Genomic DNA, 24390 nt, shown 5'->3' with positions numbered 1-24390 from the left:
AAGCGATGCCAACCTGTCGGGCGGATACACACAGTCAAGGATTATGCGGTTTTCTATAGTTTGCGCCTAGAACGAGCATTGTTGCTGTGCAACATTCCGCCGCACTGTTGCAAAATAAATACGCAGTTGCTGTTGGGTTGCCTAAAATTTGACCAAAAATGGTCATAAAAAAGGCCGCCCGGTGAGGGGCGGCCTTGATGCGACGCGAAAGACGCCGCCGACTAGATCAGATGTAATAGGCCTTCAGCGGGGAGAACCCGTTGAAATTGACGGCGGAATAGGTGGTCGTATAGGCGCCCGTCGCCATGATCGTCACCTTGTCACCGATGCGCAGGGAATTGGGCAGGCGGTAATCAGCCTTTTCATACAGCACATCGGCGCTGTCGCAGGTCGGGCCGGCCAGGATCACCGGTTCAGCCGGGCCGTCACGCTCGGTCTGGATCGGGTATTGGATGGCTTCGTCCATGGTTTCAGCCAGACCGCCGAACTTGCCGATATCCAGATAGACCCAGCGCTTGTCATCATTGGCCGACTTGCGGGAGATCAGCACCACTTCCGACTGGATGATGCCGGCATTGCCCACCATGCCGCGGCCCGGCTCGATGATGGTTTCCGGGATGCGGTTGCCGAAATGGCGGCGCAGGCTCTCGTTGATCGCCTCGCCATAGGCCTGGCTGGTCGGGACATCCTTCAGGTAACGGGTGGGGAAGCCGCCGCCCATATTGACCATCTTCAGCAGAACGCCCTTTTCCTCGCAGGTGCGGAAAATGTCGCCGCAGGTCGCCAGCGCGATATCCCACTGGGTCAGGTCGCGCTGCTGGCTGCCGACATGGAAGGACACGCCATAGGGCACCACATTCATGCTGGCGGCCTTGATCAGCAGTTCCTTGGCCATGGCGGGCTCGCAGCCGAACTTGCGGGACAGCGGCCAGTCGGCGCCTTCACCGGAGGTCAGGATACGGCAGAAGACACGCGCGCCGGGGGCGTTCTCGGCGATCTTTTCCAGCTCTTCGATGCTGTCGAAGGCGAACAGATCCACACCCAGCTTGTGGGCCGTGCGGATGTCAGCGGCCTTCTTGATCGTGTTGCCGAAGCTGATCCGGTCGGTGGTGGCACCGGCTTCCAGGCAATATTCGATTTCCGGCACCGATGCGGTGTCGAAGCAGGAACCGGCCTGAACCAGCAGGCGCAGGATTTCCGGCGCGGGATTGGCCTTCACCGCATAGAAAATGCGGGCATCGGGCATGGCGCCGTTCAGCTTGGCATAGTTTTCAGCAACGACGTCGAGATCGACCACCAGGCAGGGCGTGGCGGGCGTCTGTTCGGCAAAAAAACGGGCGATCTTCTCGGTCATTGCGAAAGACTCCGAGGCAACAAGGTCAGCGATGTCAGGTGAAGGCAATAGTAATATGCCGGGCCCCCTCAGGGCCCGGTTCCGCTCAGGCGTGCCGACGCAGCAGCCGGCCCAAGCGGGTCAGATACTGGACATGCGTCCAGCAGCATCGCTCCCATAGGCGGGGAGCTGCGAGAAAAGTCGGAGAAGGGCAGGCACGGCGGGCCCACCAACAACAACAAGTACCATCGTAGCCTCCAATTCGCCGCCTTGCTTAAGGGACGGACGAGGATACGCGTTACGTCGTTGCATAACCCCACCGGGTCGACGGCTCTGTCCGGGGCGGAAAATGCCGGGGGGACAGGTGTGGGGGCCATAGGCACGTGCGCTGCGAATGAGCGCTATATAGGGCCGAAGCCCCATCCGTGAAAGAGATTTTTTGTATCCGTTTGATGAAACTTTGCGCATCTGCCACGCGCCCGGATCAAATCAAATTTTTGCCACTTTCCAGGCCCAAATTATCAATCACGGGCGTGACAGAATCGGGTTTGGATCGCCGGGTGCGGATTGAGACACCCTTGCCCCGGCACTGATGGTCCTTGTGGAGCCCGATCCTCTGATCGTCCTCTGTCAGCCGGTCCGCGCCCCGGATCGGTACAATTTTACGGCCACCGCACTTTGCCCCCCGCGGTGGCCGTTTTCTTTGGTGCTATGCGCCTTTACGCCCCTCCTGTTTTTTGCCCCTCTGCCGGGTGATTTCTGGCATCGTGCCGGCCCTGCCAGTCCCTGGTGGCGGCAGGCCTGACGATTTTCTGCCTTTCGGAGTGGGCTTCCATCTTGTTTCCCGACGGTTCCGGCATATCCGCAGCACCTGCCCCGGCCAGCGCCGGCCTTGCTGCGCGCGATCTTGTCTGTCTGCGCGGGCCGCGTCTGGTGTTTGCCGGTTTGCATTTCCATCTGCCGCCCGGCGGGGCGCTGGTGCTGGTCGGCCATAATGGCAGCGGTAAATCCAGCCTGCTGCGCCTGCTTGCCGGTCTCTCGCGCCCCTTTTCCGGCCTGCTGTCCTGGGACGGCGTCCCGCTTGCCGATGATCCTGATGCCCACCGCATCCGGCTGCGCTATGTCGGCCATCAGGATGCGGTCAAACCGGCGCTGACGGCGGTGGAGAACCTGTCCGTCTGGGCCGGGTTGGACGGATTGCCCGATCCGGAACCGCGCGCGCGCGGGGCCCTGGCGGCGGTGGACCTGTCCCATGTCGCCGATCTGCCCGGCCGGTATCTTTCCGCCGGACAGAAAAAACGGGTCAATCTGGCGCGTCTGGCGCTTGTGCCGGCGGTGGCGGCGCCCCTCTGGCTGCTGGATGAACCGGCGACGGCGCTGGATCGCGACTCGGTGGCCCGTCTGGCGCTGCTGATCGCCCGCCACCGGGCGGAGGGCGGCATGGTCGTGCTGTCCACCCACAGCGCGCTGGATCTGCCGGGGGCGCAGACGCTGGACGTGTCCCGCTTCAGCGTGGTGGCGGATGAGGATGAAACCGACGGGCTGGACGAGGATGAAGGCGCCCCCGGCGCCGGGGATGTGACACCATGACCCGCTGGCTGCGACTGCTGCGCCGGGAATTGCGGCTGGCCCTGCGCCAGGGGGCGGATGCCGCCATGGCCGTGCTGTTCTTCGTGCTGTGCGTTGTGATGTTCCCCTTCGGCATCGGGCCGGAACCCAATGTGCTGGCGCGTATCGCGCCGGGCGTAATCCTGGTCGCGGCGCTTCTGGCCTCGCTTCTGTCGCTGGACCGGCTGTTCCAGGCCGATTACGAGGATGGCAGCCTGGAACTGCTGTCCCTGTCCCCCCTGGGGCTGGAGGCGGTGGCCGCCGCCAAGCTGGTGGCCCATTGGCTGGTCACCGGCCTGCCGCTGATCCTGGCCGCGCCGTTGCTGGCCCTGTTCCTCAATCTGCCGGCGGATGGTTTTCCCATCCTGCTGCTCACGCTCGCCCTCACCACCCCCCTCCTGTCCCTGATCGGTGGGGTGGGGTCGGCGCTGACCCTGGGGGCGCGGCGGGGTGGGGTATTATTGCCGCTGCTAGTCATGCCTTTGTATGTGCCGGCCCTGATTTTTGCCGCCGCTGCCATCGATTCGGCCCTGATGGGACATAGTGCCCGGCCGCATCTGCTGTTACTGGGCGGGCTTCTGGCGGGGGCGGCGACGCTGGCACCGCTGGGGACGGCCGCAGCCCTGCGGGCGGCCCTTGATTGAAGCACACCTACCGAAGGTGGCGGCCCATACGGTCGATCCTGGCCATTAGTGGTAGACAAAGGGCGAATCGCGCCTTGCCCCACCCCCCTTCTTCCATTTAAGGTCGATTTTCTGACGGGTTACTCCGTCGGCAAGGCCGAAGGGCTGGACAGTATAAGCGGATCCCGCCGCCCCCTCGTTTGTCGCACGTCCGGGCGTCCTGGACATGCGATATCCGGCGGCGTGGTATCGGTGCTGATGGGGAGGGGGAAAGTTGCGCGGTTTCTTCACGCGAAGCGAACGGGTCATCATTGTTGATGATGATTGTGTCCGTGCCGTCACGATCGGTCCGGGTGAGCGTTTGCGCCCCAAACTTTATGTCGGCCTTGCCCTGTGCGGTATGGTTCTGGCCTGTGTCGGCTGGGCTGTGACCGCAGTCAACCTGTCGGATAAAAGCCAGTCCATCGCTGCTGTTGAACAGGGGACCCAGCCGCTGGCCCAGCAACTGGACGAAAGCCGGGAGCAGCTTTCCCGCGTCGCCGCAGAGTTGGAGCAGGCGCGCAGCACGCTGGCCACCGCCCTGGCGGAGGAGGAGGAAACCCAGGCCCGCCTGGATGCCGCCCTGGCCGTGCTGGCGGAGGCGGAGAAGCCCGGCGCCAAGCCCTTGCGCCAAATTCTGGCCGCCGCGCGGACGGAATTGCTGCCGCTGAAGATCGGTATGGATGAAGGGGGCAGCCATCTGCGTGCCGCCGAACAGTCCCTGGTGTCCGTGACGGAAATGAGCCAGGAGTTCGCCGCCCGCCGCGCCCAGGCTGCCGCCGCTGCCCTGGCGATGGTCGCGACCGAACTGGATAGTGACACCGACCCCGCCTCCCTGCCCAGGCTGATGCTGGCCACCGATGGGCTGGGTCAGGCCCTGGCCGAGGCGCAGGCTGAGGCCGCGCGGAAGGCCGCGCTGGCCGATGCGGCCCAGCGTGAACGGGATGATTATGCCGCGCGCATGGCCGCCGCCGAACAGCGCATGACGGATGTTGCCGCTGGTCAGGTGGCGCTGCTCAGCCGCCTGTCCCAGCATGCGGGCCTGCGCATCGGCGCCATTGAGGATGAGTTGAAAAGCACCGGCATTGATCTGGACAAGGCCCTGCGTCAGGTGGCGGATGCCCGCCGGAGCGTGGGCGGGCCGCTGGTCGATCTGCCGGAACTGCCCCAGGGGGGCCTGCCGCCGGAAGCCGTGGCGGCGCTGACGCAACTGGAGTCGCTGCTGGAGCGTCAGGCCCGGCTGCGTGCCTTGAACAATTACCTGCCGCTGACCCCGCCGGTGGATAATTTCTATGTATCCAGCGGCTTCGGCAGCCGGCGCGATCCGTTCACCAATGGCTGGGCCAGCCATACCGGGCTGGATCTGGTGGCGCGGGAAGGATCACCCATTACCCTTCCCGCGGCTGGAACGGTGGTGGATGTCACCTATGATGAGGGGTATGGTCGGATGGTGGAGGTGGATCACGGTTTCGGCATCCGCACCCGCTATGCCCATCTGGCCAAGGCCATGGTGAAGCCGGGCGAGAAGCTGGAACCGGGCAACACGATCGGCCTGTTGGGCAATAGCGGTCGCAGCTCCGGTCCGCACCTGCATTACGAAGTCCTGTTGGAGGGCCGGCCCGTCGACCCCCTGCGCTTCATGGAGAAAAGCCGTCATGTTTGCGAAGGTTAAAGAGCGTAAGGACAGTGCCTCCCGGTCCGGCGGCAGCCATGCCGGCGGCGGCGCTTCGGCGGCGGGGGCTGCGGACCGCACCATGCCTTCCATCATCAGCCGGGACATGGTGGTCACCGGTGATCTCGCCACGCCGGGGGAGGTGCATGTGGAAGGCACCATCCATGGGGATGTGCGCTGTGCCAAGCTGATCATCGGCGCGACCGGTGCCGTCCATGGTCTGGTGGAGGCCGGCACGGTCCGGGTCCATGGCCGGGTGGAAGGGGAGATTGACGCGGATGAGGTCTATCTGCTGAACGGGTCGACCGTGCAGGGTGACATTGTGCAGATGGTGTTGGAAGTCGCGCCCGGCGCCGCTTTTGAAGGGGCTGTGCGCCGCCGCGTGGCCGGGGCCGAGCGCCCGCCAAAGCCCGCCAGCCGGCCCGCCATGCTGGCGCCCCCGGTGCCGGAGGCGGAGAAGGCTGAACCCGCCGGATCTGCGGAACCGGCCAAGGAAGCGTCGGTGCCTGCTGCGGAAACCGTCAGTTCGGACGCGGTGACGGTAAAATCTGTGCCCGACGCGGCCCCCGATATTGCGAACGACGCGCCGGACGCGACCGCCGATGAGGCAAAGGCGGAAGAGGAGGCGAAAGCCGCGGTGGAAGAGGAAAAGCCGGCCCGCACTGCCAAGGCAGGGTGAGAAAACAGTAGCCGTAAATGCAAACGGGACCGGCAGGGCCGATCCCGTTTTTTGCTGTCAGTTGGCATCCGGCCCTGGACCGGGCCCTTTTTCCGGTGGCGGCCCGGCTGGCGGCGGTCCGGCCATCGGCCCCCGTTCCCGATCAAAGGGGATTGCGCCGCGCCGGGCTTCACTCCGCAGGGGCGGCATGCGGATTTCCGCCAGGATGCGCCGGCCTTCCGGGGACATTTGGGCCATAATGGCGGACAGGCCGGCCATCTGTTCCTTATCCTCGGCGGCCCGCCAATCGGCCATTTCCGTCAGGGCGGCCGTCAGCGCGTCGGCATCAAACGGGTCGGCCTGCATCAACTGGCGGACCTTCTCGATATGGCTGCCCATCTGGTCGATGCGCTCACGCATCTGATCGGGGACCTTTTCCAGATGATCGCGCAGCAGCGCGGCATCGGCCGGGGGCAGTCGCTCAGCCGCCTGATGAAACAGCATGAAGGCAGATCCCATCGGCCCCGGTCCAGGACCCGGCATGCCGCCATGGACAGGGCCGCCAGGGCCATTCCGGTCCATTGGCGGCGGTCCGCCACGATGACCCAGCCAGCCGGGCACCATGACGCCCAGAAGAAACAGGTTCAGCCCGACCGAGGCCAGAAGGACTGTCTGCAGAATGCGGCTATTGCTCATTGGAACAGGCTCTCCACAGCAGAGTGGGAGACGAAGGCGGTTGCCAGATCGGTACCCGCCCCCTCAGCGGTCTCGACTTTTGTCCCTTCGCTGCCGGTTTGATCGGGCAGGGGGGACACCAGCCCGACCAGGATGCCGGCGGCCGTGCAGGCGGCCAGCCCGCTGGCACGGGCCCATGCCGCCGGCATGCCCCGCGACCAATGCTGTCGCTCCAGCGCCGCAAAAGGGCGGAAGGAACGCCGGGCCGGCGCGGGCGTACCGGCGGGAAGGGCGGCCAGAGCCCCGGCAATGACAGCGCCCAGCCGGGCGTCATCAATCACCGGTGCCGGGTCGGCCGCATCCAGGGCGGCATCCAGCAATGCCGCCTCGCGCAACATATCCCGTGCTTGTGGAGAATGGGCGAGCAGGGCTTGCGCCGCTGCCCGCCGGTCGGGCGGCCATCGGCGCATGGCAGCGCCGTAGGTGCCCAGCATCGCCTCGAAGGCGGCCAGTTTCATCATCTTACTCGGCTCCGAACTTTCTTTTTTCATTCCGTACCATCCCCGACGCTTTTGATGCCCAGGGCTGTCAACCGGGTCCGCAACGTACGGCGGGCCCGTGCCAACAGGGATTCCACCGCCGGGACGGATAATTCCATCACCCGTCCCGCTTCGGCGGCACTCATTTCCTCATAGTAACAAAGCGCGACGGCGGCCTTCTGCCGTTCCGGCAGTTCGGCCATGACTGTCGCCATGGTTTCCGCCATCTGCCGCCGCGCGATCAGCACGCCGGCTTCCGGGGACGGATCGACCATTTCCGGTGCTTCTTCCATGGGCGCGAAACCCGGTCGCCGCCGCCGGTCGATGCACAGATTGACCACAACCCGGTGCAGCCAGGTGGAAAAGCGCGCGCTGCCGCCCGCATCCCATTGCCCGGCGCGGGTCCAGACCCGCACCCAGGCCTCCTGCACCACCTCATCCGCCTCTCCGGCACTGCCCAATATGCGCTGGGCCACGGACAGCGCACGCGCGCTGTGCCGGTTTGCCAGGATGGCAAAGGCGCCACGGTCCCCACGGGCGACACGCGCCAGCAGGGTATCGTCGTCGGCCAAGGATTCCACCTCGTCCATACGGCTTGCCACGGCTAGTTCCATTCCCCTGCCTTCGGTCCGTTCTGTCACCATCCGGTGTCCCTGTCGGTCTGTTGCCGACGGTTGGGAAGGCCGGATGTCCCCTTGCACGGACCATCCCGGTCCCGGCTGTCGCGGAATGCTATCGTGTCGATGGGCCGAAAAAAAGTCGGCAAAGGGCGAAGGTTTCTTTTGCCTGTTGCGTATAAGCCATATCAGACCCCGATATGCCGGCCCAGGCCGGACGGGATCTGACGGTGACCCGCCCCCCTCCCCTTGTGGCGGTCACCACGGGTGCCGGCCGGGACCGTGCCGCCGCCATGATGGTCTGGATGGGATCGCCCCTTCCATCCGGCTGTCGGCGGTGCGGTCCCCGTCTCCACCCTGCATCACCCCCTTTCCCTGAAAGGGTGTTTTCCTTCTCGTAACTAAAAAGGCCCCACCGGTTGGACCGGCGGGGCCTTTCTTTTCGGGTACGGAATGATGTGCCGGGTTGTTACTGCCCGCTGGCGATCCGTTCTACCAACTGCTTGACCGTGGGCACGAAGCCGCCCTGGTACCAGGGGTCGTTGGCGAAGCGATAGGCATTGTGGCCCGCGAACATCAACTGGTTCTCCACATCCTCGGAATGGGAGATGTTCTGCAAGGTCTTCTGAATGCAGAAGGAGCGCGGGTCGGCGCGGCGGCCGGTGGTGCCTTCCTCATTCTGCGACCAGTTGGAGAAGGCGCAGGCCGACAGGCAGCCCATGCAATCCACCTGATCCTTCAGGATGGTGCGGCTATCTTCCGGCGTCACGAAGATCAGGGTCGTGTCCGGGGTCTTCAGCGCGGTGGTGAAGCCCTGCGACAGCCAGCCCTGGGCATGGTCCTTGTCGGCCTTGGTCAGATAGACCGGGCGGCCGCGCGGACCGATGGCGAATTCTTCCGTCAGTTCGCCCACCGGCTCGGTGGCGAACGCCACCTGCCGTTCCGACCGCAGGCGCAGATCCTCCAGGAAGGGGTTGCGCACGGCGGACGAATAGAAGCCGGTGGGGGAGAACTTGTTCAGATAGACATCGCCTTCTTTCAGTGTCAGCAGGCGCTGCTTCCAGGCGTCGGAGATCGGGCTTTCCTTGGTCAGCAGCGGGCGGGTGCCGAACTGGAAGGCAACCGGGCCGATTTCCGGATTGTCCAGCCAGTGTTCCCATTCCGACAGCCACCAGACGCCGCCGGCCATGACGACCGGGACATTCTGCAGGCCGAAGCTGTTCATCATCTGGCGCAGGGCCGCGACGCGCGGATAGGGATCTTCCGGCACCTGCGGGTCTTCGCTGTTGGACAGGCCATTGTGGCCGCCGGCCCGCCACGGGTCCTCATAGACCACGCCGCCCAGCAGGTTGGGGAACTTGTGATAGGCGCGCAGCCACAAAGCGCGGAAGGCGCGGGCAGAACTGACGATCGGGTAGTAATGGATATTGTGCTTGGCGGCGATCTCCGCCACCCGATAAGGCATGCCAGCACCACAGGTCACGCCATGCACCAGGCCGGGGGCCCCTTCCAGGATGCCTTCCAGGATACGTTCTGCCGCACCCATTTCCCACAGCACATTGACATGCAGACGGCCCTGGCCGTTGGACATTTCATGCGCGATGCGGGCCTGGGTGATGCCGCCGCTGATGCCATAGGCCACCAGCTCCTCATGCCGTTCCCGGCGGGTCTTGCCGCGATAGACCTGGGGAAGGACATTGCCATCCGCATCATAGCTATCGGCGTTCACGCCGGAAAAGGTGCCGATCCCACCGGCCGCCGCCCAGGCGCCCGAGCTTTGACCATTGGAAACGGCGATGCCCTTGCCACCCTCGATCACGGGCAGAACTTCCTTGCCGGACATCACCAGAGGCTGAAGCGCCTTCACCTTATCCTCCAAACCCACCTATGCGCGCACCGGCCCGCCGGCCGCCGCTTAATCCATGAGCGTGCATATAGGAAAAGATATCGGAGCGAAAGAGGGGGTGGCCCGCTTGGTCACAATATGATGACGTAACGGAAGGTGCATATTTCGGCGTGCGAACATCTGGGGGAAAGCCAATGACGGAAATCCAACCGGGGACTGGTGCCGGGGAAGGCAAGGTCTGCCCCTGTCTGCGTTATAGCGATGCGGTCGCCGCGATTGACTGGCTGTGCCGGGTTGTCGGCTTTGAACAGCAGCTTGTGGTGCCGGATGGCCAAGGCGGCATCGCCCATGCCCAACTGACGCTGGGGGCCGGCCTGGTGATGCTCTCCTCCGACCGGGAAGATCAGTATGGCTTCCGTGCCCCCCATCCGGATGGGACCGGCGCCGCGATGTGCTGTTTCCTGATCAGCCGGATTGACGATCTTTACGCAAAGGTCATGGCGGCGGGCGTAGCGGCGCTGGAGGGCGGGGTGATTGAGACCGATTACGGCTCTCGCTGCTTCACCATCAAGGACCCGGAAGGCCATCTCTGGCATTTCGGCACTTATGATCCCTGGCAGGCTCCGGCCTGATCCGGGAAAGCAGGGCATGGCACCCCGTCCGGTCCCGCACTGGTCAGGGCGGGGACTTGCCCTTATGGTCCGCCCCGCCTTTCCCGCCACATCCTTTGCGCAGGGCCGACGACCATGATCCCCCGCTATTCCCGCCCCGAAATGACCCGTATCTGGGAACCGGAAAACCGGTTCCGCATCTGGTTCGAGATCGAGGCCCATGCCTGCGATGCGCAGGCCAAGCTGGGGGTGATCCCCGCCGAGGCCGCCAAGGCCGTGTGGGAGCGCGGGGCCTGGGAGATCGACCGGATCGACGAGATCGAGCGGGAGACCAAGCACGACGTCATCGCGTTTTTGACTAATCTGGCCGAACATGTCGGGCCGGAAGCGCGCTTCGTCCATCAGGGCATGACCAGCTCTGACGTGCTGGATACCTGTCTGGCCGTGCAGTTGACCCAGGCCGCGGACCTGCTGCTGGCCGATCTGGACAAGCTGCTGGACGCGCTGAAGCGCCGGTCGCTGGAACATAAATACACGCCCACCATCGGCCGCAGCCACGGCATCCATGCCGAGCCGACGACCTTTGGCGTGAAGCTGGCCGGCCATTACGCGGCCTTTGCCCGTAACCGCAAGCGCCTGGAAGCCGCCCGCGCCGAAATCGCCACCTGCGCCATTTCCGGCGCCGTCGGCACCTTTGCCAATATCGACCCGTTCGTGGAAGAATATGTGGCGGAAAAGCTGGGGCTGGCGGTGGAACCGCATTCCACCCAGGTGATCCCGCGCGATCGCCACGCCATGTTCTTCGCCACGCTGGGCGTTATCGCCGCGTCGCTGGACAATCTGGCCACCGAAGTCCGCCATTTGCAGCGGTCCGAAGTGCGCGAGGCGGAGGAATATTTCTCCCCCGGCCAGAAGGGCTCCAGCGCCATGCCGCATAAGCGCAACCCGGTTCTGTCGGAAAACCTGTCCGGCCTGAGCCGCATTGTGCGCGGCTATGTCACCCCGGCTTTGGAGAATGTGACCCTGTGGCATGAGCGGGATATCTCCCACTCCTCCGTCGAACGTATGATCGGCCCCGACGCCACCGTGACGCTGGATTTCGCGCTCGCCCGCGCCACCGGTCTGGTGGAAAAGCTGGTGGTGTACCCGGAGAATCTCCAGAAGAACCTGGATATGCTGGGCGGCCTGCACAATTCCCAGCGCGTGCTGCTGGCTTTGACCCAGGCGGGGATGAGCCGCGAGGACGCCTATCGCGCCGTGCAGCGCAACGCCATGCCGGTCTGGCTGGAAGGCAAGGATTTCCGCACCATGCTGAAATCCGACGCCGATGTGGTGCAGCATCTGGGCGAAGCGCAGATCGATGATGTGTTCGATCTGGGCTATCACACCAAGCATGCCGACACGATTTTCCGCCGCGTCTTTGGCGAGTGATCGGGGCTGAGTGATAGAGGTTGCCAGGTTTAAGTCGGATCGGATGGTTCTCACGACCGTCACCCCGGCGTAGGCCGGGGTGACGGTGCAGGTTTATCGAACCTAAACCGGATAAGCCCTAACGACAAAAACCCCCGCCGGCGCAATCCGGTGGGGGTTTTTTATGCTCTCACTTTTCTGCCATCACATGGCGGATCAGGGCCTTGGCCTCTTCCCCATCCCAATGGGCGGCACCGGCAAGCCGGCCAACTTCACGCCCCTGCGCATCCACCAGGATCGACAAGGGCAGGCCTTCCTTCAGCGGGAAGGCCTTCATGGAGGCCATTTTCTGGTCCAGATAGATCGGCAGATGCTGTACGCCGGCCTTTTCAAAGAAGGGCTGCACCTCGTTCAGCCCGCCGCGATCCACGGAAATGGCCACGACCTGGAATTTGTCGCCGCCCAGATCGGCCTGCAGCCGGTCCAGGGCCGGCATCTCCCGCACGCAAGGCGCGCACCAGGTGGCCCAGAGATTGATCAGCAGCACCTTGCCCTTCAGATCGGCCAGCGCCACCGGCTGGCCATCGCGATCCTTCACCGCCAGGTCGGGCAGGGCGGGGCGTGACGGGTCGGGCACGAAGGGCCGGCTTTCGCCCTGGAAAGCCGGCATCGGGCCGGTCGCCGCGCCATTTTCTGTCTTCTCGCCGCAGCCACCCGCAAAAAGAATTGCTGTACCCACGGCCACGATTGTTGCGATACGCCCGAAAATAGCCATTCTGCCCTCTGTTGTCTTATACCCGTTACCGGGTTGCCATAGCCGACAAACAGTTCGTACCCCAGGCGACCGCCGTCAACCCTGACAAACCGACGCAAGCTGAAGATGACCGAGCCCAAAGCAACCACCGCCCCGTCTGCCGCCGATGCCAACGCGCTGTGGGGCGGGCGTTTCGCCAGCGGCCCCGCCGCCATCATGCAGCAGATCAACGCCTCCATCGGCTTTGACCAGAAGCTGTGGGCGCAGGATATTGCCGGGTCCAAGGCCCATGCCACCATGCTGGCCGCGCGCGGCATCATCAGCGGGGCCGACCGCGATGCCATCCTGGCCGGGCTGGATCAGGTGGCGGGCGAGATCGAAGCCGGCACCTTCACCTTCACGGTGGAGCATGAGGATATCCACATGAATGTGGAATCCCGCCTGAAGGAGATCATTGGCGAACCGGCGGGCCGGCTGCATACGGCGCGTTCGCGCAATGATCAGGTGGCGACCGATTTCAAGCTGTGGGTGCGCGACGCGCTGGACCGGCTGGATGGCGACCTGAAGGCGCTGCAGGAAGCGCTGATCGATCGGGCCGAACAGTATGTCGACACGATCATGCCCGGCTTCACCCATTTGCAGACGGCCCAGCCGGTGACCTTCGGCCACCATCTGCTGGCCTATGTGGAAATGCTGGGCCGTGACCGGTCCCGTGCCCGCGATGCCCGCGCCCGCCTGAATGAATGCCCGCTCGGCAGTGCGGCGCTCGCCGGCACCCCCTATCCGATTGACCGGGAGATGACGGCGGGGCTGCTGGGCTTCACCGGCCCGACCGCCAATTCGCTGGATGCCGTGTCCGACCGTGATTTCGCGCTGGAATATCTGTCCATCGCGTCCATCGCCGGCACGCATCTGTCGCGCTTGGCGGAAGAGATTGTCATCTGGTGTACGACGCAGTTCCGCTTCATCCGCCTGTCCGATGCGTTCACCACCGGCAGCTCCATCATGCCGCAGAAGCGCAACCCGGATGCGGCGGAACTGGTGCGCGCCAAGGTGGGCCGTGTCATCGGTGCGCTGAACGGGTTGCTGATCGTGATGAAGGGCCTGCCGCTGGCCTATTCCAAGGACATGCAGGAAGACAAGGAACCGGTCTTCATGGCCGATGAGACCCTGGCTTTGTGTCTGGCCGCCACCACCGGCATGATCCGCGACATGGTGGCGGACCCTGCCTCCATGCGCCGCGCGGTGGAGGCGGGCTTCCCCACCGCGACCGATCTGGCCGACTGGCTGGTGCGCAGCCTCGGCATTCCCTTCCGTGATGCCCACCATGTCACTGGCCGCATCGTGAAGCTGGCGGAGGAGGCCGGCTGCGGTCTGGCCGATCTGCCCTTGGACAAGATGCAGGCGGTGCATCCGGACATCAATGAGGGCGTTTACGCCGTGCTGACCCTGGAAGCCTCGGTCAATAGCCGCACCAGCTTTGGCGGCACCGCGCCGGAACGGGTGAAGGCCGCCGTGGCGATGGCGCGGGCGCGGTTTTTGTGAGGGGGTGGGCGGGTTTCGTCTCCGCCCCTCCGCCTTCATCTCTCTCTGCCTCCCCCGCGAAAGCGGGGGTCCAGGGGCCAAGGGCACTGAAGCGTTGTTCCTGTGACCCTGGACCCCCGCTTTCGCGGGGGAGGCAAAGATGGGTTCTGTTTTAGCCAAAAGACACCCCCCCAACCAGGACACCCGCCCATGCGCACCACCCTTATCCTCGTCGCCCTGCTGGCGCTGGCCGGTTGCGGCATGAAACCCACCTTCCCGAAAGCCCCGGCCGGCAGCCCGCCGCCGCGCACCTACCCTGATCCGGCCACCGACCCCAAGCCGGCCCAAAGCCCGACCAACCCGTCCAAGCCGACCGAGACCCAACCGCAATGACCTGCTTTCCTACCCCCGGCTTCCATTATGTCGACGGTGTCCTGCATGCGGAGGGCGTGGCCCTTTCCCGCATCGCGGCGGAGATCGGCACGCCCACCTATGTCTATACGACCGAAGGGTTGAAAGCGGCGTGGCGCGCCTATGCCGATGCCTTTGCCGGGCAGGATGTGGATATCTGCTACGCGCTGAAAGCCAATTCCAACCTCGCCGTCGTGCGCACCCTGGCCCAGTTGGGGGCCGGCGGTGATGTGGTGTCGGTGGGGGAGATGCGCCGCGCGCTGGCCGCCGGCATCCCGGCGGACAAGATCGTCTTTTCCGGCGTCGGCAAGACGCGGGATGAGTTGGCCGACGCGCTGAAGGCCGGCATCCACCAGATCAATGTGGAAAGCCTGCCCGAGTTGGACATGCTGTCCTCCGTGGCGGTGGAACTGGGGATTGATGCCCCCATCGCCATCCGCATCAACCCGGATGTGGATGCCGAAACCCATGGCAAGATCGCCACGGGCCGCAAGGAAGACAAGTTCGGCATCGACTACGGCCATGCGTCGGCTGCCTATGCCAAGGCCATGGCCCTGCCGGGGCTGAAGCCGGTGGGCATTGCCGTGCATATCGGCTCCCAATTGCTGAAGACCACGCCGTTCCGCAAGGCGTTCGGCAAGCTGGCCGGGCTGGTGCGGGAGCTGCAGGCCCAGGGCGTGCCGCTGTCCCGCATTGATCTGGGTGGCGGCCTGGGCGTGCCCTACAAGCCCGAAGATGCCACGCCGGATTACCCGGCCTATGCCCAGGCCATCGCCGATACGGTGGGCGATCTGGGCTGCCGGGTGACGCTGGAACCGGGCCGGTCCCTGGTGGCCGCTGCCGGGCTGCTGCTGGTCCGCACCATCCATGTCAAGGAAGGGCTGCATCGCCGCTTCCTGGTGGTGGACGGTGCCATGAACGACCTGATCCGCCCGGCCATGTATGAGGCATGGCATACGGTGGTGCCGGTGGCCCAGCCCGCCGCTGATGCCGCCCTGAATGAGGTGGATATTGTCGGCCCGATCTGCGAGACGGGTGACACGTTCGCCCGCCAGCGGCCGATGCCGCCGGTGGCACCGGGCGACTTACTGGCATTTTTAACTGCCGGGGCCTATGGCGCTGCCATGTCTTCGACATATAATTCCCGTCCACTGGTGGCCGAAGTGCTGGTCTCCGGCGGGGATTATGCGGTGGTGCGCCGCCGTCCCAGCTTTGAGGAAAGCCTGGCATTGGAGGCCATGCCGCAATGGTTCTCGCCTGCCGGGTGACCGATGCACTAGGCTGTTAAGGTCTTTATTTCGGGAAAGCATAACCGGAGCCCCATGGATCAACGCCCCGCCGCCCCGCCGCGTGAACAGCCCCCCGCCGGGGGTCGCCGCCGCGCGCCCCTTCGCCGGCCCCGCTGGGGGGTAACGGGGGAGGCGGTGAAGCTGCGGCTGGCGCGGCTGGTGCTGGATTTTGAGGGGCTGTGGCGGGCGCTGTGGCAGCCGGCGGCGCTGGTGCTGCTGTTCCTGGCACTGGCCTGGATCGGGCTGTTCGCCCTGCTGTCGCCCTGGCTGCATGTGCCGCTGCTGCTGGGCTTTCTCGGCGGCGTTGGTTACACGGCTTGGCGGGGCCTGCGTACTTTCCGTCCGGCCACGGTGGAAGCCGCGCGCCGCCGGCTGGAAACCGATAGCCGTCTGGCCCACCGGCCCTTGTCCCAGCTTCAGGATGGTATTGCCGGCGGTGCTGGCGACCCGCTGGCCCATGCCTTGTGGCGGGAGGCGCAGGCCCGTGCCCGCCGGCAACTGGGCCATCTGCGCCTGGACGGGCCGCAGCCCGGCATTGCCGCCCGCGACCCCTGGGCCCTGCGCTCCATCGCCGTGCTGCTGCTGGCGGTGGGCGTCACGGTCGGCTGGGGTGATCTGGGCGGGCGGCTGGGGGCGGCCTTGTTCCCGTCCCTGGGCATGGGGGGCGTGGTGGCCCCTTCCAGCGTGGAAGCCTGGGTGACGCCGCCGGATTATACCGGTCAGGCACCGATTTTCCTGACAAGGCTGCCGGCCCCGGCAGAGGGCGCGGAGCCGGCACGTGTTGCCATCCCCCATGGCAGCACCCTGACCGCGCGGCTGAATGGCGGCTATGGCACGCCCAAGCTGATCGCCAATGACGGGGAGCAGCCGTTCCAGCCCGTCGATGGCGGCGGCTGGCAGATGGAACTGGCCTTGCGGGAAGGCGACCGGGTGGCGATTCGCCAGGGCGGGCGGGAACTGGCCGGCTGGGAGGTGCAGATCGTGCCGGACGTGCCGCCGGGCATCGCCTTCCGCACGGCGCCCAGCGCCACGGAACGCCAAGCCCTGCGCATTGATTACACCGCCGGCGATGATTACGGCATCAAGTCCGCCAAGGCGATCCTGACACTGGGGATCGAGGTGCCGGAGACGATTGATACGACGCCGGTGGAACTGGACCTGCCCGTGCCGGGGCGGGGCGCGCGCCAGACGGTCAATGGCACCGGCTTCCATGATCTGACCCCCCATCCCTGGGCCGGCCTGCCGGTCAAGATCCGCCTGATCGCAGAGGATGGGGCCGGCCAGAAGGGGGAAAGCGGGGAGCGTGGTTTCACCCTGCCGGAGCGGGAATTTCACCATCCGGTGGCCCGCGCCATCATCGCCCAACGCAAGGCGCTGCTGCTGATCGGGGAACCGGCGCGTGAGCCGGCCGCCCGTGAACTGAACGAGATTTCCGCCCGGCCCGGCAGCTATAATGGTGACCCTGCCGCCTTCCTGGCGCTGCGCAGTGCCGTGGGCCGGCTGGCACTGAACCGGGAGCCGGACAGCATCCCCAGCACGGTGGCGATGCTGTGGGATGTGGCGCTGCGGATTGAGGATGGCGGCCTGTCTTTGGCAGAGCGTGACCTGCGCACCGCGCAGCAGGAACTGATGGACGCGCTGGACCGCGACGCCCCCGATGCGGAGGTGGAGCAGGCCATGCAGCGTCTGGAACAGGCGATGCAGCAATTCATGGATGCGCTGGAGCGGCAGGCCATGGAGCAGGGGCAGCAGGGCGCGCCGCCGGAAGGCCCCGCCGATCCCAACACCCAGGTGATGAGCCGGGAGGATGTGGAGCGGATGGTGCAGCAGATGCGGGAAATGGCCCAGGCCGGTGGCCGGGACGCCGCGCGCCAGATGCTGTCCCAGCTTCAGCAGATGATGGAAAACCTGCAGAATGGCGCTCCCCCGCCGCCGCAGACGGCGGAGGATGCCGCCCGCCAGGAAGCAATGCGCCAGTTGGGTCAGCAGCTTCAGGACGTGCAGCGCCAGCAGCAGCAATTGATGGATGAGACATTCCAGCAGTCCCACCGCGATAACCCGTCGCTGGAGGAGTTGCTGGAGAATAACCAGATGCCCGGCTTCGGCCTGCCCAACCGGCAGAACCGCCGGCCCGATGGCCAGCAGCAGGGCCAGGGCCAGCAGGGGCAGCCGCAGCCCGGCCAGCAATCCCAGCCCGGTCAGGGCCAGGGGGATGACCCCAACGGCATGGCGGCCACGGCGGAGCGGCAGGATGCGCTGCGCCGCCAGTTGGGCGACCTGATGCGCCAGTTGGGGGAGTTGGGCGGCGATATCCCCCGCCCCCTGGGCAATGCCGAACGCGCCATGCGTGACGCGCAGCAGGCGCTGGAACAGGGTTCTTCCCGTCAGGCGCTGGCGGCGCAGGGGGAGGCTTTGGAACAGTTGCAGCAGAGCCTGCAGAACATGCAGCAGCAGATGGCCCGTCAGCAGGGGCAGGCTGGTGGCCAGCGCAGTCAGGCGGGTCGCCAGCCCGGTCGTGACCCGCTGGGCCGCCCCCTGCCGGGCAATGGCAGCCTGAATGGGGAGGAAGTGAAAATCCCTGCTGAAGGCGAGATGCAGCGTGCCCGCGAAATCCTGGAAGAATTGCGCCGCCGCGCCGGGGAACCGGGCCGACCCAAGCTGGAACGCGATTATATCGACCGGCTGCTGGACCGGTTCCACCGGCCCTGACCGCCCATTTTCTTTTTTCTCTTACGGAGTTCCCGCCATGGCCGCGCATCTGGGCGCATTGTCCCTGCTGGTCCGCGATTATGACGAGGCTATCGGCTGGTATCGCGACAAGCTGGGTTTCATCCTGCTGGAAGATACCGATCTGGGCGGGGGCAAACGCTGGGTGCTTATGGCACCGCCCGGTAGCGATCCGGCAAGGGGGCAGACCTGCCTGCTGCTGGCCCGTGCGGTGGGGCCGGAACAGGAGGCCGCCATCGGCCAGCAGGCCGGGGGCCGTGTCTTCCTGTTTCTGCATACAGATGATTTTGCCCGCGACCATGCCGCCATGCAGACAGCCGGTGTGCGCTTCCTGGAAGCGCCCCGGCATGAAGCCTATGGCAGTGTCGCCGTGTTTGCCGACCTGTATGGCAACAAGTGGGATTTGCTGGAACTGAAGCGCCGCTGACGCTCCAGCCCTGATTTATCCCTTCGCCAGCAATTCCACATAAACCGACAAGGTGGCGTGGCACATGCCGGCCTTGGTGAAATTGGCGCGGACATGCTGCATCCCGTCCATGCCCACCGCCTGACGCTGCAGCGGGTCCAGGTCCAGCACCACCTGGATGGCCTTGGCCAGCGCGTCGGGATCATTGGGGGGGACGACCAGACCGGTGGTGCCGTCGATCACTGTCTCCTTCACCGCACCCAGATTGGACACGATGACGGGGCGGCCCATGGCCTGGGCCTCCGCGATGATGCGCCCGAAGGCTTCCGGTTCAATCGACGCGCTGACCACAACATCGGACAGCATATAGGCGGCGGCCATGTCGTTGCAGTGGCCGACGATGCTGACCTGACCTTCCAGCCCGGACAGCCTTATCTGGTTTTCCAGCTCGGCCCGGTAATCGGTTCGGCCCTGGTCGCCGCCCACCAGCACGGCGCGCACATCCTTGCGGCCCAGCCGGGCGATGGCATCAATCACCACCGTCTGGCCCTTCCAGCGGGTCAGGCGGCCCGGCAGCAGCACGATGCGTTGATCCTCCGGCAAACGCCATTGCTGGATCAGTTGCGCCATGCGGGCCTGGGTCACCTTGTCCGGGGCCATGTTTTCCACATCCACCCCGCGGTGGATCAGGCGCAGCCGGTCGGGCCCGACCCCATAGGTGCTGGCGACATGGTCATAGACGAAGCCGGAAACGCAGATGATCCGGTCGCCCTGGGCCATGACTGAATTGTACCAGCGCTTCAGCCGCGACTTGAAATTATAGGGCGCGTGGAAGGTGGTGACGAAGGGGATGCCCGTGCGCCGCGCCGCCCACATCGCGCTCCAGGCCGGGGCGCGGGACCGGGCATGGATAAGGTTCACCCGATATTCCCGGATGATCTCGACCAGCCGGTTGGCGTTGCGGCGGATGGTAATCGGGTTTTTGGACTGGACGGGCAGGGTGATGTGCCGTGCGCCATACCGTTCCAGTTCCCGCGCCATGGGGCCGCCGGCGGACACGACTATGGCGGTGCCGCCGGCGCGCTGGATGGCCGCGGCCATATCAATGCAGCCACGTTCCGCCCCGCCGGTGACCAGCGTGGGGATCACTTGCAGGATGACGGGCTTGCCATTGCCGAAAAAGGCTTCCGGTTCCGGGTTTACCGGTTGGTCGGGGCTGGCTAGGCTGCCGGCGCTGTCATGGTTCGGCATGGGACAGGAAAGCAATGGATAACGAATCGCCGATACATAGCCTTAAACGGGATGGTACGGCCATAGCTTATCGGCGCAGTGCAGGGGGCGGCCCGGGGCTGGTCTTCCTGGGCGGGTTCCGGTCCGATATGACCGGCATCAAGGCCACCAGCCTGGAGCGCTGGGCGCGGGACCAGGGGCGGGCCTTTATCCGCTTTGATTATCAAGGACATGGCGCGTCGGGCGGGGAGTGGGCGGACGGGTCGATCGGCCGCTGGCGCGATGATGCGCTGGCTGTGCTGGATCAGTTGACGGAAGGGCCGCAGGTGCTGGTCGGCTCCTCCATGGGGGGCTGGATCGCGCTGCTGGCGGCGCTGGCCCGGCCCGATCGGGTGGCGGGGCTGCTGGGGATTGCGCCCGCGCCGGATTTCACCGAACGGATGATCCGCCCCCGGCTGAGCCCGCGGGAGATCGACGCCTTGGCCCGCGAGGGCCGTTTCATCGCGCCGTCGGCCTATGACCCGGAAGGCTACCCGATCACCCGGCACCTGCTGGAGGAGGCGCGTGACCATCTGCTACTGCCAGGGCCGATCCCGCTGCATTGTCCCGTGCGGCTGCTGCATGGTCAGCGCGATGCCGACATCCCCTGGCGGACCAGCCTGGATCTGGCTGAGGCGCTTTCGGCGGATGATGTGCGTATCACCCTGGTGAAGGATGGCGACCATCGCCTGTCCCGCCCGCAGGATATCGCCTTGATGCTCCAACTGGCGGAGAGTTTGGTCTGAGGCCTGTCATACGCCATAGAGCGCGGTGACGCTGGCGTGCGGGCATGATAGATGTGGGATGCCTGCCTTCCACAACCCGGCACCTGTCCCATGCCTTTGCGAAATCCCCTGCTGCTGCTTGGCCGTAGCGGGATCAACATCTTATCGGCCATGGTGCTGCTTGGCCTGTGGCTGCTGATCGGCTGGCAGATCCAGACCTCTTACCGGGATGCCCAGGCGGATGCCGGTCGTGATACCGGCAATCTGACCCGTGCCTTCGCCCAGCATGTCAGCCGCACCCTGAGCCAGGTGCAGCAATTACTGCTGGAAGTGTCCGACCGGGTGGAGGCTGGATATCCGGTTGATCTGGACCTGATGCGCCGGCGGGTGCCGGGCCTGGACCGGGTGTCGAAATTCCTTGGCATCCTGGATGCCGATGGCCGGGTGATCTATTCCACCCGGCCCGGCGCGCTGGGGGAAGATTTCGCCGACAGTGATTATTACCGCCGTGCCACGGCGCCGGGGGCGCCCCCCTATGGGTTTGGCAAGCCGATCATCGGCCGCACGCCGTTGATGTCCTCCATCCCTTTCTGGGTGCGGGTGCAGGATGGGCAGGGGCGCCTGAAGGCCGTGGTGGTCGGGGACGTGCTGTCTGAATATTTTGCCGGCCTGTTCGGGGTGATGGATCTGGATGTCGGCGGGGTGGCCACGTTGGTCGATACCGATGGCACCATCTATGCCCGCAGCGGCGAAAACCCCAGCGTTGTCGGCCAGACCTTCCGCAATCTGGGTGTGGTCGATGCCGCCCGGAAAGAGCCCCGCGGCGTCGTGGTCGGCTATAGCGGCGTGGATGGGGTGCGCCGCATCTCCAGCTATGAGAAGCTGGAAGGTGCCAACCTGATCGTGGCCATCGGCCAGGATATGGAAACGGTGCTGCGCAGCCATCGCCAGATGCGCAACCAGATGCTGTTGCAGGGGGCTGCCGGCACGGTCCTGGTTCTGTCCCTGGGCCTGCTGGTGAATGTCTATGTTCTGCGGCTGCAATCCAGCGAGGCAGCGGCCCGGGCCGCCCGGATCGAGGCTGAACATGCCTCTGCAGTGAAATCGCAGTTCCTGGCCGTGGCCAGCCATGAGTTGCGCACACCGCTGAACGCGATTATCGGCTTTGCCGAGGTGATGGAGGTGCAGATCCACGGCCCGCTCGGCAGTCCCAAATATATGGAATATGCTGGGGATATCCGAAGCAGCGGCCTGCATCTGCTGGCCTTGATCAACGATATCCTGGACCTGTCCAAGATTGAGGCCGGGCGGATGGATCTGATGGTGGAGCCGGTCGATCTGGCTGCCCTGGTGAATGATTGTGTCCGCATGCTGCAGGGGCGGGCCGGCAAGGGCCGGGTTGCCCTTGCCGGGGATGTGTCCCGCCCGTCCCCGGCCTTGAAGGCCGATCCGCTGAAGTTGAAACAGGTGCTGCTGAACCTGATGAACAATGCCGTGGCACACACCCCGGCAGGTGGGCAGGTGCATGTTTCTGCCCGTGCGATCGATGGTGGCTGGCTGGAAATCCAGGTTTCAGATACGGGCCGCGGCATGAATGCGACGGAGATCGCGACGGCGCTGGAGCCTTTCCGTCAGGTCCATAGCCATCTGAGCCGCAACCGGGAAGGGACCGGCCTGGGCCTGCCCGTGGCCCGGGGGCTGGTGGAACTGCATGGGGGCAAATTGCTGATCGACAGCACGCCGGGCCAGGGCACCATTGTCACATTGCGCCTGCCGGTGGCGGGGCCGATGCTGCTGACGCGGCGCTGATCCGGCCCTTCTGCGGGATCGGGTATGCGAAGCCCGTTGCGCTTGGCGACCAAGGGCATAGGATGCGGGATGTTTTTCATCCCCTGCCTGGAACCGACCGTCATGACGAAGTCCCTTTCGCGAACCGCTGGCTTTATGGCCCTGCTGATGCTGGCCGGCTGCATGGCGGCCCCCGCGCAGCGCGAAGCCAGTGGCGGCATGGACCCGCGCCGGGCCTGCATGGCCCAGTGCAATCGCGATAATAATGTCTGCATGGACCAGCAATCGGCCCAGGGCGGCAACAGCACCTATGGCATGGGCGCCACCTGCCGGATCGAGCTGGAAAGCTGCCTCGCCCGCTGCTGATCCCCTGTCATGGACTTTTGGCAATGAAGAAAAACCGTTTCACCCTGCCGGCCCTGCTGGCGGCTGCTTTGTTGTCCCTGCCCGTTGCCGCCCCGGCCCAGGAGCGGGCGGTGCCGGCTGACCGGGGCGCCATCACCCTGTCCTTCGCGCCCCTGGTGCGCCAGGCCGGGCCGGCGGTCGTCAATATCTATACCAAGCGGCGGGTGCAGACCCAGGTGTCGCCCTTGTTGCAGGACCCCCTATTCCAGCGCTTCTTCGGGGAGGCGTTTCGCGGCATCCCGCGTGAGCGGGTGGAAAGCTCCCTGGGGTCGGGCGTGATTCTGGAGGCCGATGGCCTGATCGTCACCAATGCCCATGTCATCCAGGGCAGCGACGAGATCACCGTGGTGCTGGCCGACCGGCGGGAATTCCCGGCCAAGCTGGTCACGGCTGACGAACAGGTCGATCTGGCCGTGCTGCGCATTGATCCTGGCACGGAGAAACTGCCCGTCCTGGCCATGCATGACAGTGACGATCTGGAGGTCGGCGATCTGGTCCTGGCCATCGGCAATCCGTTCGGCGTCGGCCAGACAGTGACCAGTGGCATTGTCTCCGCAGTGGCGCGCACGGCGGTCGGCATTTCCGACTATAATTTTTTCATCCAGACCGATGCGGCCATCAATCCGGGTAATTCCGGCGGCGCCCTGATTTCCATGGATGGCAAGCTGGTCGGGATCAACACGGCCATCTTCAGCCGCTCCGGCGGGTCGATTGGTATCGGCTTCGCCATCCCGGCCAATATGGTGCGCACGGTGGTGGATGCGGTGCGCACGGGCGGCAAGCTGGTGCGGCCCTGGATCGGGGCTGGTGGACAGGCGGTGACGGCGGATATCGCTGCCAGCCTGGGCCTGCCCCGGCCCGCCGGCGTGCTGATCAATCAGGTGCGCAAAGGCGGGCCGGCGGAACAGGCAGGCCTGCGCGTGGGCGATGTGGTTGTCGCCGTGAATGGCCGTGCCGTGGACGATCCCGACTCGATGCGCTTCCGCGTGGCAACCCTGGCCGTCGGCGGCTCAACCAGCCTGAAGGTGCTGCGCCAGGGGCGGGAACAGGAATTGCGGCTGAAGCTGATCGGCGCGCCGGAAGACCCGCCCCGGGAGGAGACTGTTCTGTCCGGTCGCCATCCGCTGGTCGGGGCCAAGGTTGCCAACCTGTCGCCGGCCCTGGCGGAGGAAATCCGCTTTGACGGTGCGGCGGAAGGGGTTGTCGTGCTGGAAGTGACGCGCGGCTCCGCGGCGGCTGCGCTGGGCCTGCGTCCCGGCGATCTGGTGCTGCGGGTCAATGACCGGGCCATTGCCAGCGTGCGGGAGCTTGCCGCTGCCGTGAAGGATCAGGCCCGCCGCTGGACCATCAGCGTTCGCCGGGGTGATCAGACGCTGACCACAACGGTCGGCGGCTGAGGCCGCAGCCGGAAAGCGGACAAACAGAAGGGGCGGCACCGTGCGGGGCCGCCCCTTTTTAATT

General features: G+C 65.5%; 22 protein-coding genes. 15 read left to right on the top strand and 7 right to left on the bottom strand.

The window, feature by feature from the left end; all coding sequences use genetic code 11:
* Positions 1 to 226: 226 nt before the first annotated feature.
* Complete coding sequence (locus G473_RS0106010; protein ID WP_029012363.1) at positions 227 to 1354, bottom strand: type III PLP-dependent enzyme; 1128 nt, start codon at positions 1352 to 1354, stop codon at positions 227 to 229.
* A gap of 816 nt (positions 1355 to 2170) precedes the next feature.
* Between G473_RS0106010 and ccmA the strand changes: the two genes are divergently transcribed.
* The 4 genes from ccmA to G473_RS29035 all read left to right on the top strand — a co-directional run bounded on the left by ccmA (position 2171) and on the right by G473_RS29035 (position 5954).
* Positions 2171 to 2923: a heme ABC exporter ATP-binding protein CcmA gene (gene ccmA, locus G473_RS0106005; RefSeq protein ID WP_342665647.1), complete on the top strand. Its 753-nt coding sequence runs from the start codon at positions 2171 to 2173 to the stop codon at positions 2921 to 2923.
* Positions 2920 to 3585: a heme exporter protein CcmB gene (gene ccmB / locus G473_RS0106000; RefSeq protein ID WP_029012361.1), complete on the top strand. Its 666-nt coding sequence runs from the start codon at positions 2920 to 2922 to the stop codon at positions 3583 to 3585. The genes ccmA and ccmB overlap by 4 nt, the downstream gene beginning before the upstream one ends.
* Before the next feature lie 253 nt (positions 3586 to 3838).
* Positions 3839 to 5275, top strand: coding sequence for a peptidoglycan DD-metalloendopeptidase family protein (locus G473_RS29040; protein WP_051329925.1), 1437 nt, complete (start codon positions 3839 to 3841; stop codon positions 5273 to 5275).
* On the top strand, positions 5259 to 5954 hold the full coding sequence (locus G473_RS29035; protein WP_051329924.1) for a bactofilin family protein: 696 nt from the start codon (positions 5259 to 5261) through the stop codon (positions 5952 to 5954). Before G473_RS29040 ends, G473_RS29035 begins: the two co-directional genes overlap by 17 nt.
* A 57-nt stretch (positions 5955 to 6011) precedes the next feature.
* Here G473_RS29035 and G473_RS0105985 read toward each other — a convergent pair whose 3' ends face one another.
* The 4 genes from G473_RS0105985 to G473_RS0105970 all read right to left on the bottom strand — a co-directional run bounded on the left by G473_RS0105985 (position 6012) and on the right by G473_RS0105970 (position 9631).
* Positions 6012 to 6629 (bottom strand): periplasmic heavy metal sensor, encoded by a 618-nt coding sequence (locus G473_RS0105985; protein ID WP_029012360.1) that lies wholly within the window; start codon positions 6627 to 6629, stop codon positions 6012 to 6014.
* Entirely contained in the window at positions 6626 to 7129 is a 504-nt protein-coding gene (locus tag G473_RS25310) for a hypothetical protein (protein ID WP_035705446.1), read from the bottom strand. Before G473_RS25310 ends, G473_RS0105985 begins: the two co-directional genes overlap by 4 nt.
* 26 nt (positions 7130 to 7155) lie before the next feature.
* Positions 7156 to 7749 (bottom strand): RNA polymerase sigma factor, encoded by a 594-nt coding sequence (locus tag G473_RS0105975; protein WP_245579998.1) that lies wholly within the window; start codon positions 7747 to 7749, stop codon positions 7156 to 7158.
* A gap of 484 nt (positions 7750 to 8233) precedes the next feature.
* On the bottom strand, positions 8234 to 9631 hold the full coding sequence (locus G473_RS0105970; protein WP_029012358.1) for an NAD(P)H-dependent flavin oxidoreductase: 1398 nt from the start codon (positions 9629 to 9631) through the stop codon (positions 8234 to 8236).
* 173 nt (positions 9632 to 9804) lie between these two features.
* Here G473_RS0105970 and G473_RS0105965 point away from each other — a divergent pair, with 173 nt between their 5' ends.
* Together G473_RS0105965 and purB are read left to right on the top strand one after the other, a co-directional pair.
* Positions 9805 to 10242 (top strand): VOC family protein, encoded by a 438-nt coding sequence (locus G473_RS0105965; protein ID WP_035705443.1) that lies wholly within the window; start codon positions 9805 to 9807, stop codon positions 10240 to 10242.
* 114 nt (positions 10243 to 10356) lie between these two features.
* Complete coding sequence (gene purB, locus G473_RS0105960; protein WP_029012356.1) at positions 10357 to 11652, top strand: adenylosuccinate lyase; 1296 nt, start codon at positions 10357 to 10359, stop codon at positions 11650 to 11652.
* A gap of 169 nt (positions 11653 to 11821) precedes the next feature.
* On the opposite strand, the gene G473_RS25305 is transcribed toward purB, so the two are convergent.
* Positions 11822 to 12406, bottom strand: a complete 585-nt coding sequence (locus tag G473_RS25305; RefSeq protein WP_051329922.1) for a TlpA family protein disulfide reductase — start codon at positions 12404 to 12406, stop codon at positions 11822 to 11824.
* Between the two features lie 105 nt (positions 12407 to 12511).
* Here G473_RS25305 and argH point away from each other — a divergent pair, with 105 nt between their 5' ends.
* The 5 genes from argH to G473_RS0105930 all read left to right on the top strand — a co-directional run bounded on the left by argH (position 12512) and on the right by G473_RS0105930 (position 18763).
* On the top strand, positions 12512 to 13930 hold the full coding sequence (gene argH / locus G473_RS0105950; protein WP_029012355.1) for an argininosuccinate lyase: 1419 nt from the start codon (positions 12512 to 12514) through the stop codon (positions 13928 to 13930).
* A gap of 189 nt (positions 13931 to 14119) precedes the next feature.
* The gene (locus G473_RS25300; RefSeq protein WP_035705441.1) at positions 14120 to 14302 is read left to right on the top strand and encodes a hypothetical protein; all 183 of its coding nucleotides are present in this window, start codon (positions 14120 to 14122) and stop codon (positions 14300 to 14302) included.
* Positions 14299 to 15588 carry a diaminopimelate decarboxylase gene (gene lysA / locus G473_RS0105940; RefSeq protein WP_029012354.1) on the top strand — a complete coding sequence of 430 codons (1290 nt, stop codon included), beginning with the start codon at positions 14299 to 14301 and terminating at the stop codon, positions 15586 to 15588. The genes G473_RS25300 and lysA overlap by 4 nt, the downstream gene beginning before the upstream one ends.
* A 54-nt stretch (positions 15589 to 15642) precedes the next feature.
* The gene (locus G473_RS25295; RefSeq protein ID WP_084437654.1) at positions 15643 to 18318 is read left to right on the top strand and encodes a TIGR02302 family protein; all 2676 of its coding nucleotides are present in this window, start codon (positions 15643 to 15645) and stop codon (positions 18316 to 18318) included.
* 37 nt (positions 18319 to 18355) lie between these two features.
* Positions 18356 to 18763, top strand: coding sequence for a VOC family protein (locus tag G473_RS0105930; RefSeq protein ID WP_029012353.1), 408 nt, complete (start codon positions 18356 to 18358; stop codon positions 18761 to 18763).
* Between the two features lie 15 nt (positions 18764 to 18778).
* Here the strand turns inward: G473_RS0105930 and G473_RS0105925 are convergent, their stop codons facing one another.
* Complete coding sequence (locus G473_RS0105925; RefSeq protein WP_029012352.1) at positions 18779 to 19993, bottom strand: glycosyltransferase family 4 protein; 1215 nt, start codon at positions 19991 to 19993, stop codon at positions 18779 to 18781.
* A 128-nt stretch (positions 19994 to 20121) separates the two neighbouring features.
* On the opposite strand from G473_RS0105925, the gene G473_RS0105920 reads away from it, so the two are divergent.
* The 4 genes from G473_RS0105920 (at position 20122) to G473_RS0105905 (ending at position 24326) form a co-directional block, all read left to right on the top strand.
* Positions 20122 to 20757 carry an alpha/beta hydrolase gene (locus tag G473_RS0105920; RefSeq protein ID WP_245579997.1) on the top strand — a complete coding sequence of 212 codons (636 nt, stop codon included), beginning with the start codon at positions 20122 to 20124 and terminating at the stop codon, positions 20755 to 20757.
* Between the two features lie 90 nt (positions 20758 to 20847).
* Complete coding sequence (locus tag G473_RS29030; RefSeq protein WP_051329921.1) at positions 20848 to 22545, top strand: sensor histidine kinase; 1698 nt, start codon at positions 20848 to 20850, stop codon at positions 22543 to 22545.
* Between the two features lie 102 nt (positions 22546 to 22647).
* Positions 22648 to 22890 carry a hypothetical protein gene (locus G473_RS0105910; protein WP_154667271.1) on the top strand — a complete coding sequence of 81 codons (243 nt, stop codon included), beginning with the start codon at positions 22648 to 22650 and terminating at the stop codon, positions 22888 to 22890.
* A gap of 23 nt (positions 22891 to 22913) precedes the next feature.
* Entirely contained in the window at positions 22914 to 24326 is a 1413-nt protein-coding gene (locus tag G473_RS0105905) for a DegQ family serine endoprotease (RefSeq protein ID WP_029012349.1), read from the top strand.
* Positions 24327 to 24390: the final 64 nt, after the last annotated feature.

This window comes from Niveispirillum irakense DSM 11586, from assembly GCF_000429645.1.
GTDB lineage: Bacteria > Pseudomonadota > Alphaproteobacteria > Azospirillales > Azospirillaceae > Niveispirillum > Niveispirillum irakense.
The sequence above is the reverse complement of the archived record's forward strand: the minus strand, read 5'-3'. Positions and strand labels throughout refer to the sequence as shown.

Bases quoted from the DNA above. Each gene is read 5' to 3' on its own strand.
- purB (WP_029012356.1), top strand. From the start codon at position 10,357: ATGATCCCCCGCTATTCCCGCCCCGAAATGACCCGTATCTGGGAACCG.
- G473_RS0105965 (WP_035705443.1), top strand. From the start codon at position 9,805: ATGACGGAAATCCAACCGGGGACTGGTGCCGGGGAAGGCAAGGTCTGC.
- G473_RS29030 (WP_051329921.1), top strand. From the start codon at position 20,848: ATGCCTTTGCGAAATCCCCTGCTGCTGCTTGGCCGTAGCGGGATCAAC.
- G473_RS29035 (WP_051329924.1), top strand. From the start codon at position 5,259: ATGTTTGCGAAGGTTAAAGAGCGTAAGGACAGTGCCTCCCGGTCCGGC.
- G473_RS0105925 (WP_029012352.1), bottom strand. From the start codon at position 19,993: ATGCCGAACCATGACAGCGCCGGCAGCCTAGCCAGCCCCGACCAACCG.
- G473_RS25305 (WP_051329922.1), bottom strand. From the start codon at position 12,406: ATGGCTATTTTCGGGCGTATCGCAACAATCGTGGCCGTGGGTACAGCA.
- G473_RS25310 (WP_035705446.1), bottom strand. From the start codon at position 7,129: ATGATGAAACTGGCCGCCTTCGAGGCGATGCTGGGCACCTACGGCGCT.
- G473_RS0105910 (WP_154667271.1), top strand. From the start codon at position 22,648: ATGACGAAGTCCCTTTCGCGAACCGCTGGCTTTATGGCCCTGCTGATG.
- G473_RS0105905 (WP_029012349.1), top strand. From the start codon at position 22,914: ATGAAGAAAAACCGTTTCACCCTGCCGGCCCTGCTGGCGGCTGCTTTG.
- argH (WP_029012355.1), top strand. From the start codon at position 12,512: ATGACCGAGCCCAAAGCAACCACCGCCCCGTCTGCCGCCGATGCCAAC.
- G473_RS0105920 (WP_245579997.1), top strand. From the start codon at position 20,122: ATGACCGGCATCAAGGCCACCAGCCTGGAGCGCTGGGCGCGGGACCAG.
- G473_RS0106010 (WP_029012363.1), bottom strand. From the start codon at position 1,354: ATGACCGAGAAGATCGCCCGTTTTTTTGCCGAACAGACGCCCGCCACG.
- G473_RS25300 (WP_035705441.1), top strand. From the start codon at position 14,120: ATGCGCACCACCCTTATCCTCGTCGCCCTGCTGGCGCTGGCCGGTTGC.
- G473_RS25295 (WP_084437654.1), top strand. From the start codon at position 15,643: ATGGATCAACGCCCCGCCGCCCCGCCGCGTGAACAGCCCCCCGCCGGG.
- G473_RS0105930 (WP_029012353.1), top strand. From the start codon at position 18,356: ATGGCCGCGCATCTGGGCGCATTGTCCCTGCTGGTCCGCGATTATGAC.
- G473_RS0105985 (WP_029012360.1), bottom strand. From the start codon at position 6,629: ATGAGCAATAGCCGCATTCTGCAGACAGTCCTTCTGGCCTCGGTCGGG.
- ccmB (WP_029012361.1), top strand. From the start codon at position 2,920: ATGACCCGCTGGCTGCGACTGCTGCGCCGGGAATTGCGGCTGGCCCTG.
- lysA (WP_029012354.1), top strand. From the start codon at position 14,299: ATGACCTGCTTTCCTACCCCCGGCTTCCATTATGTCGACGGTGTCCTG.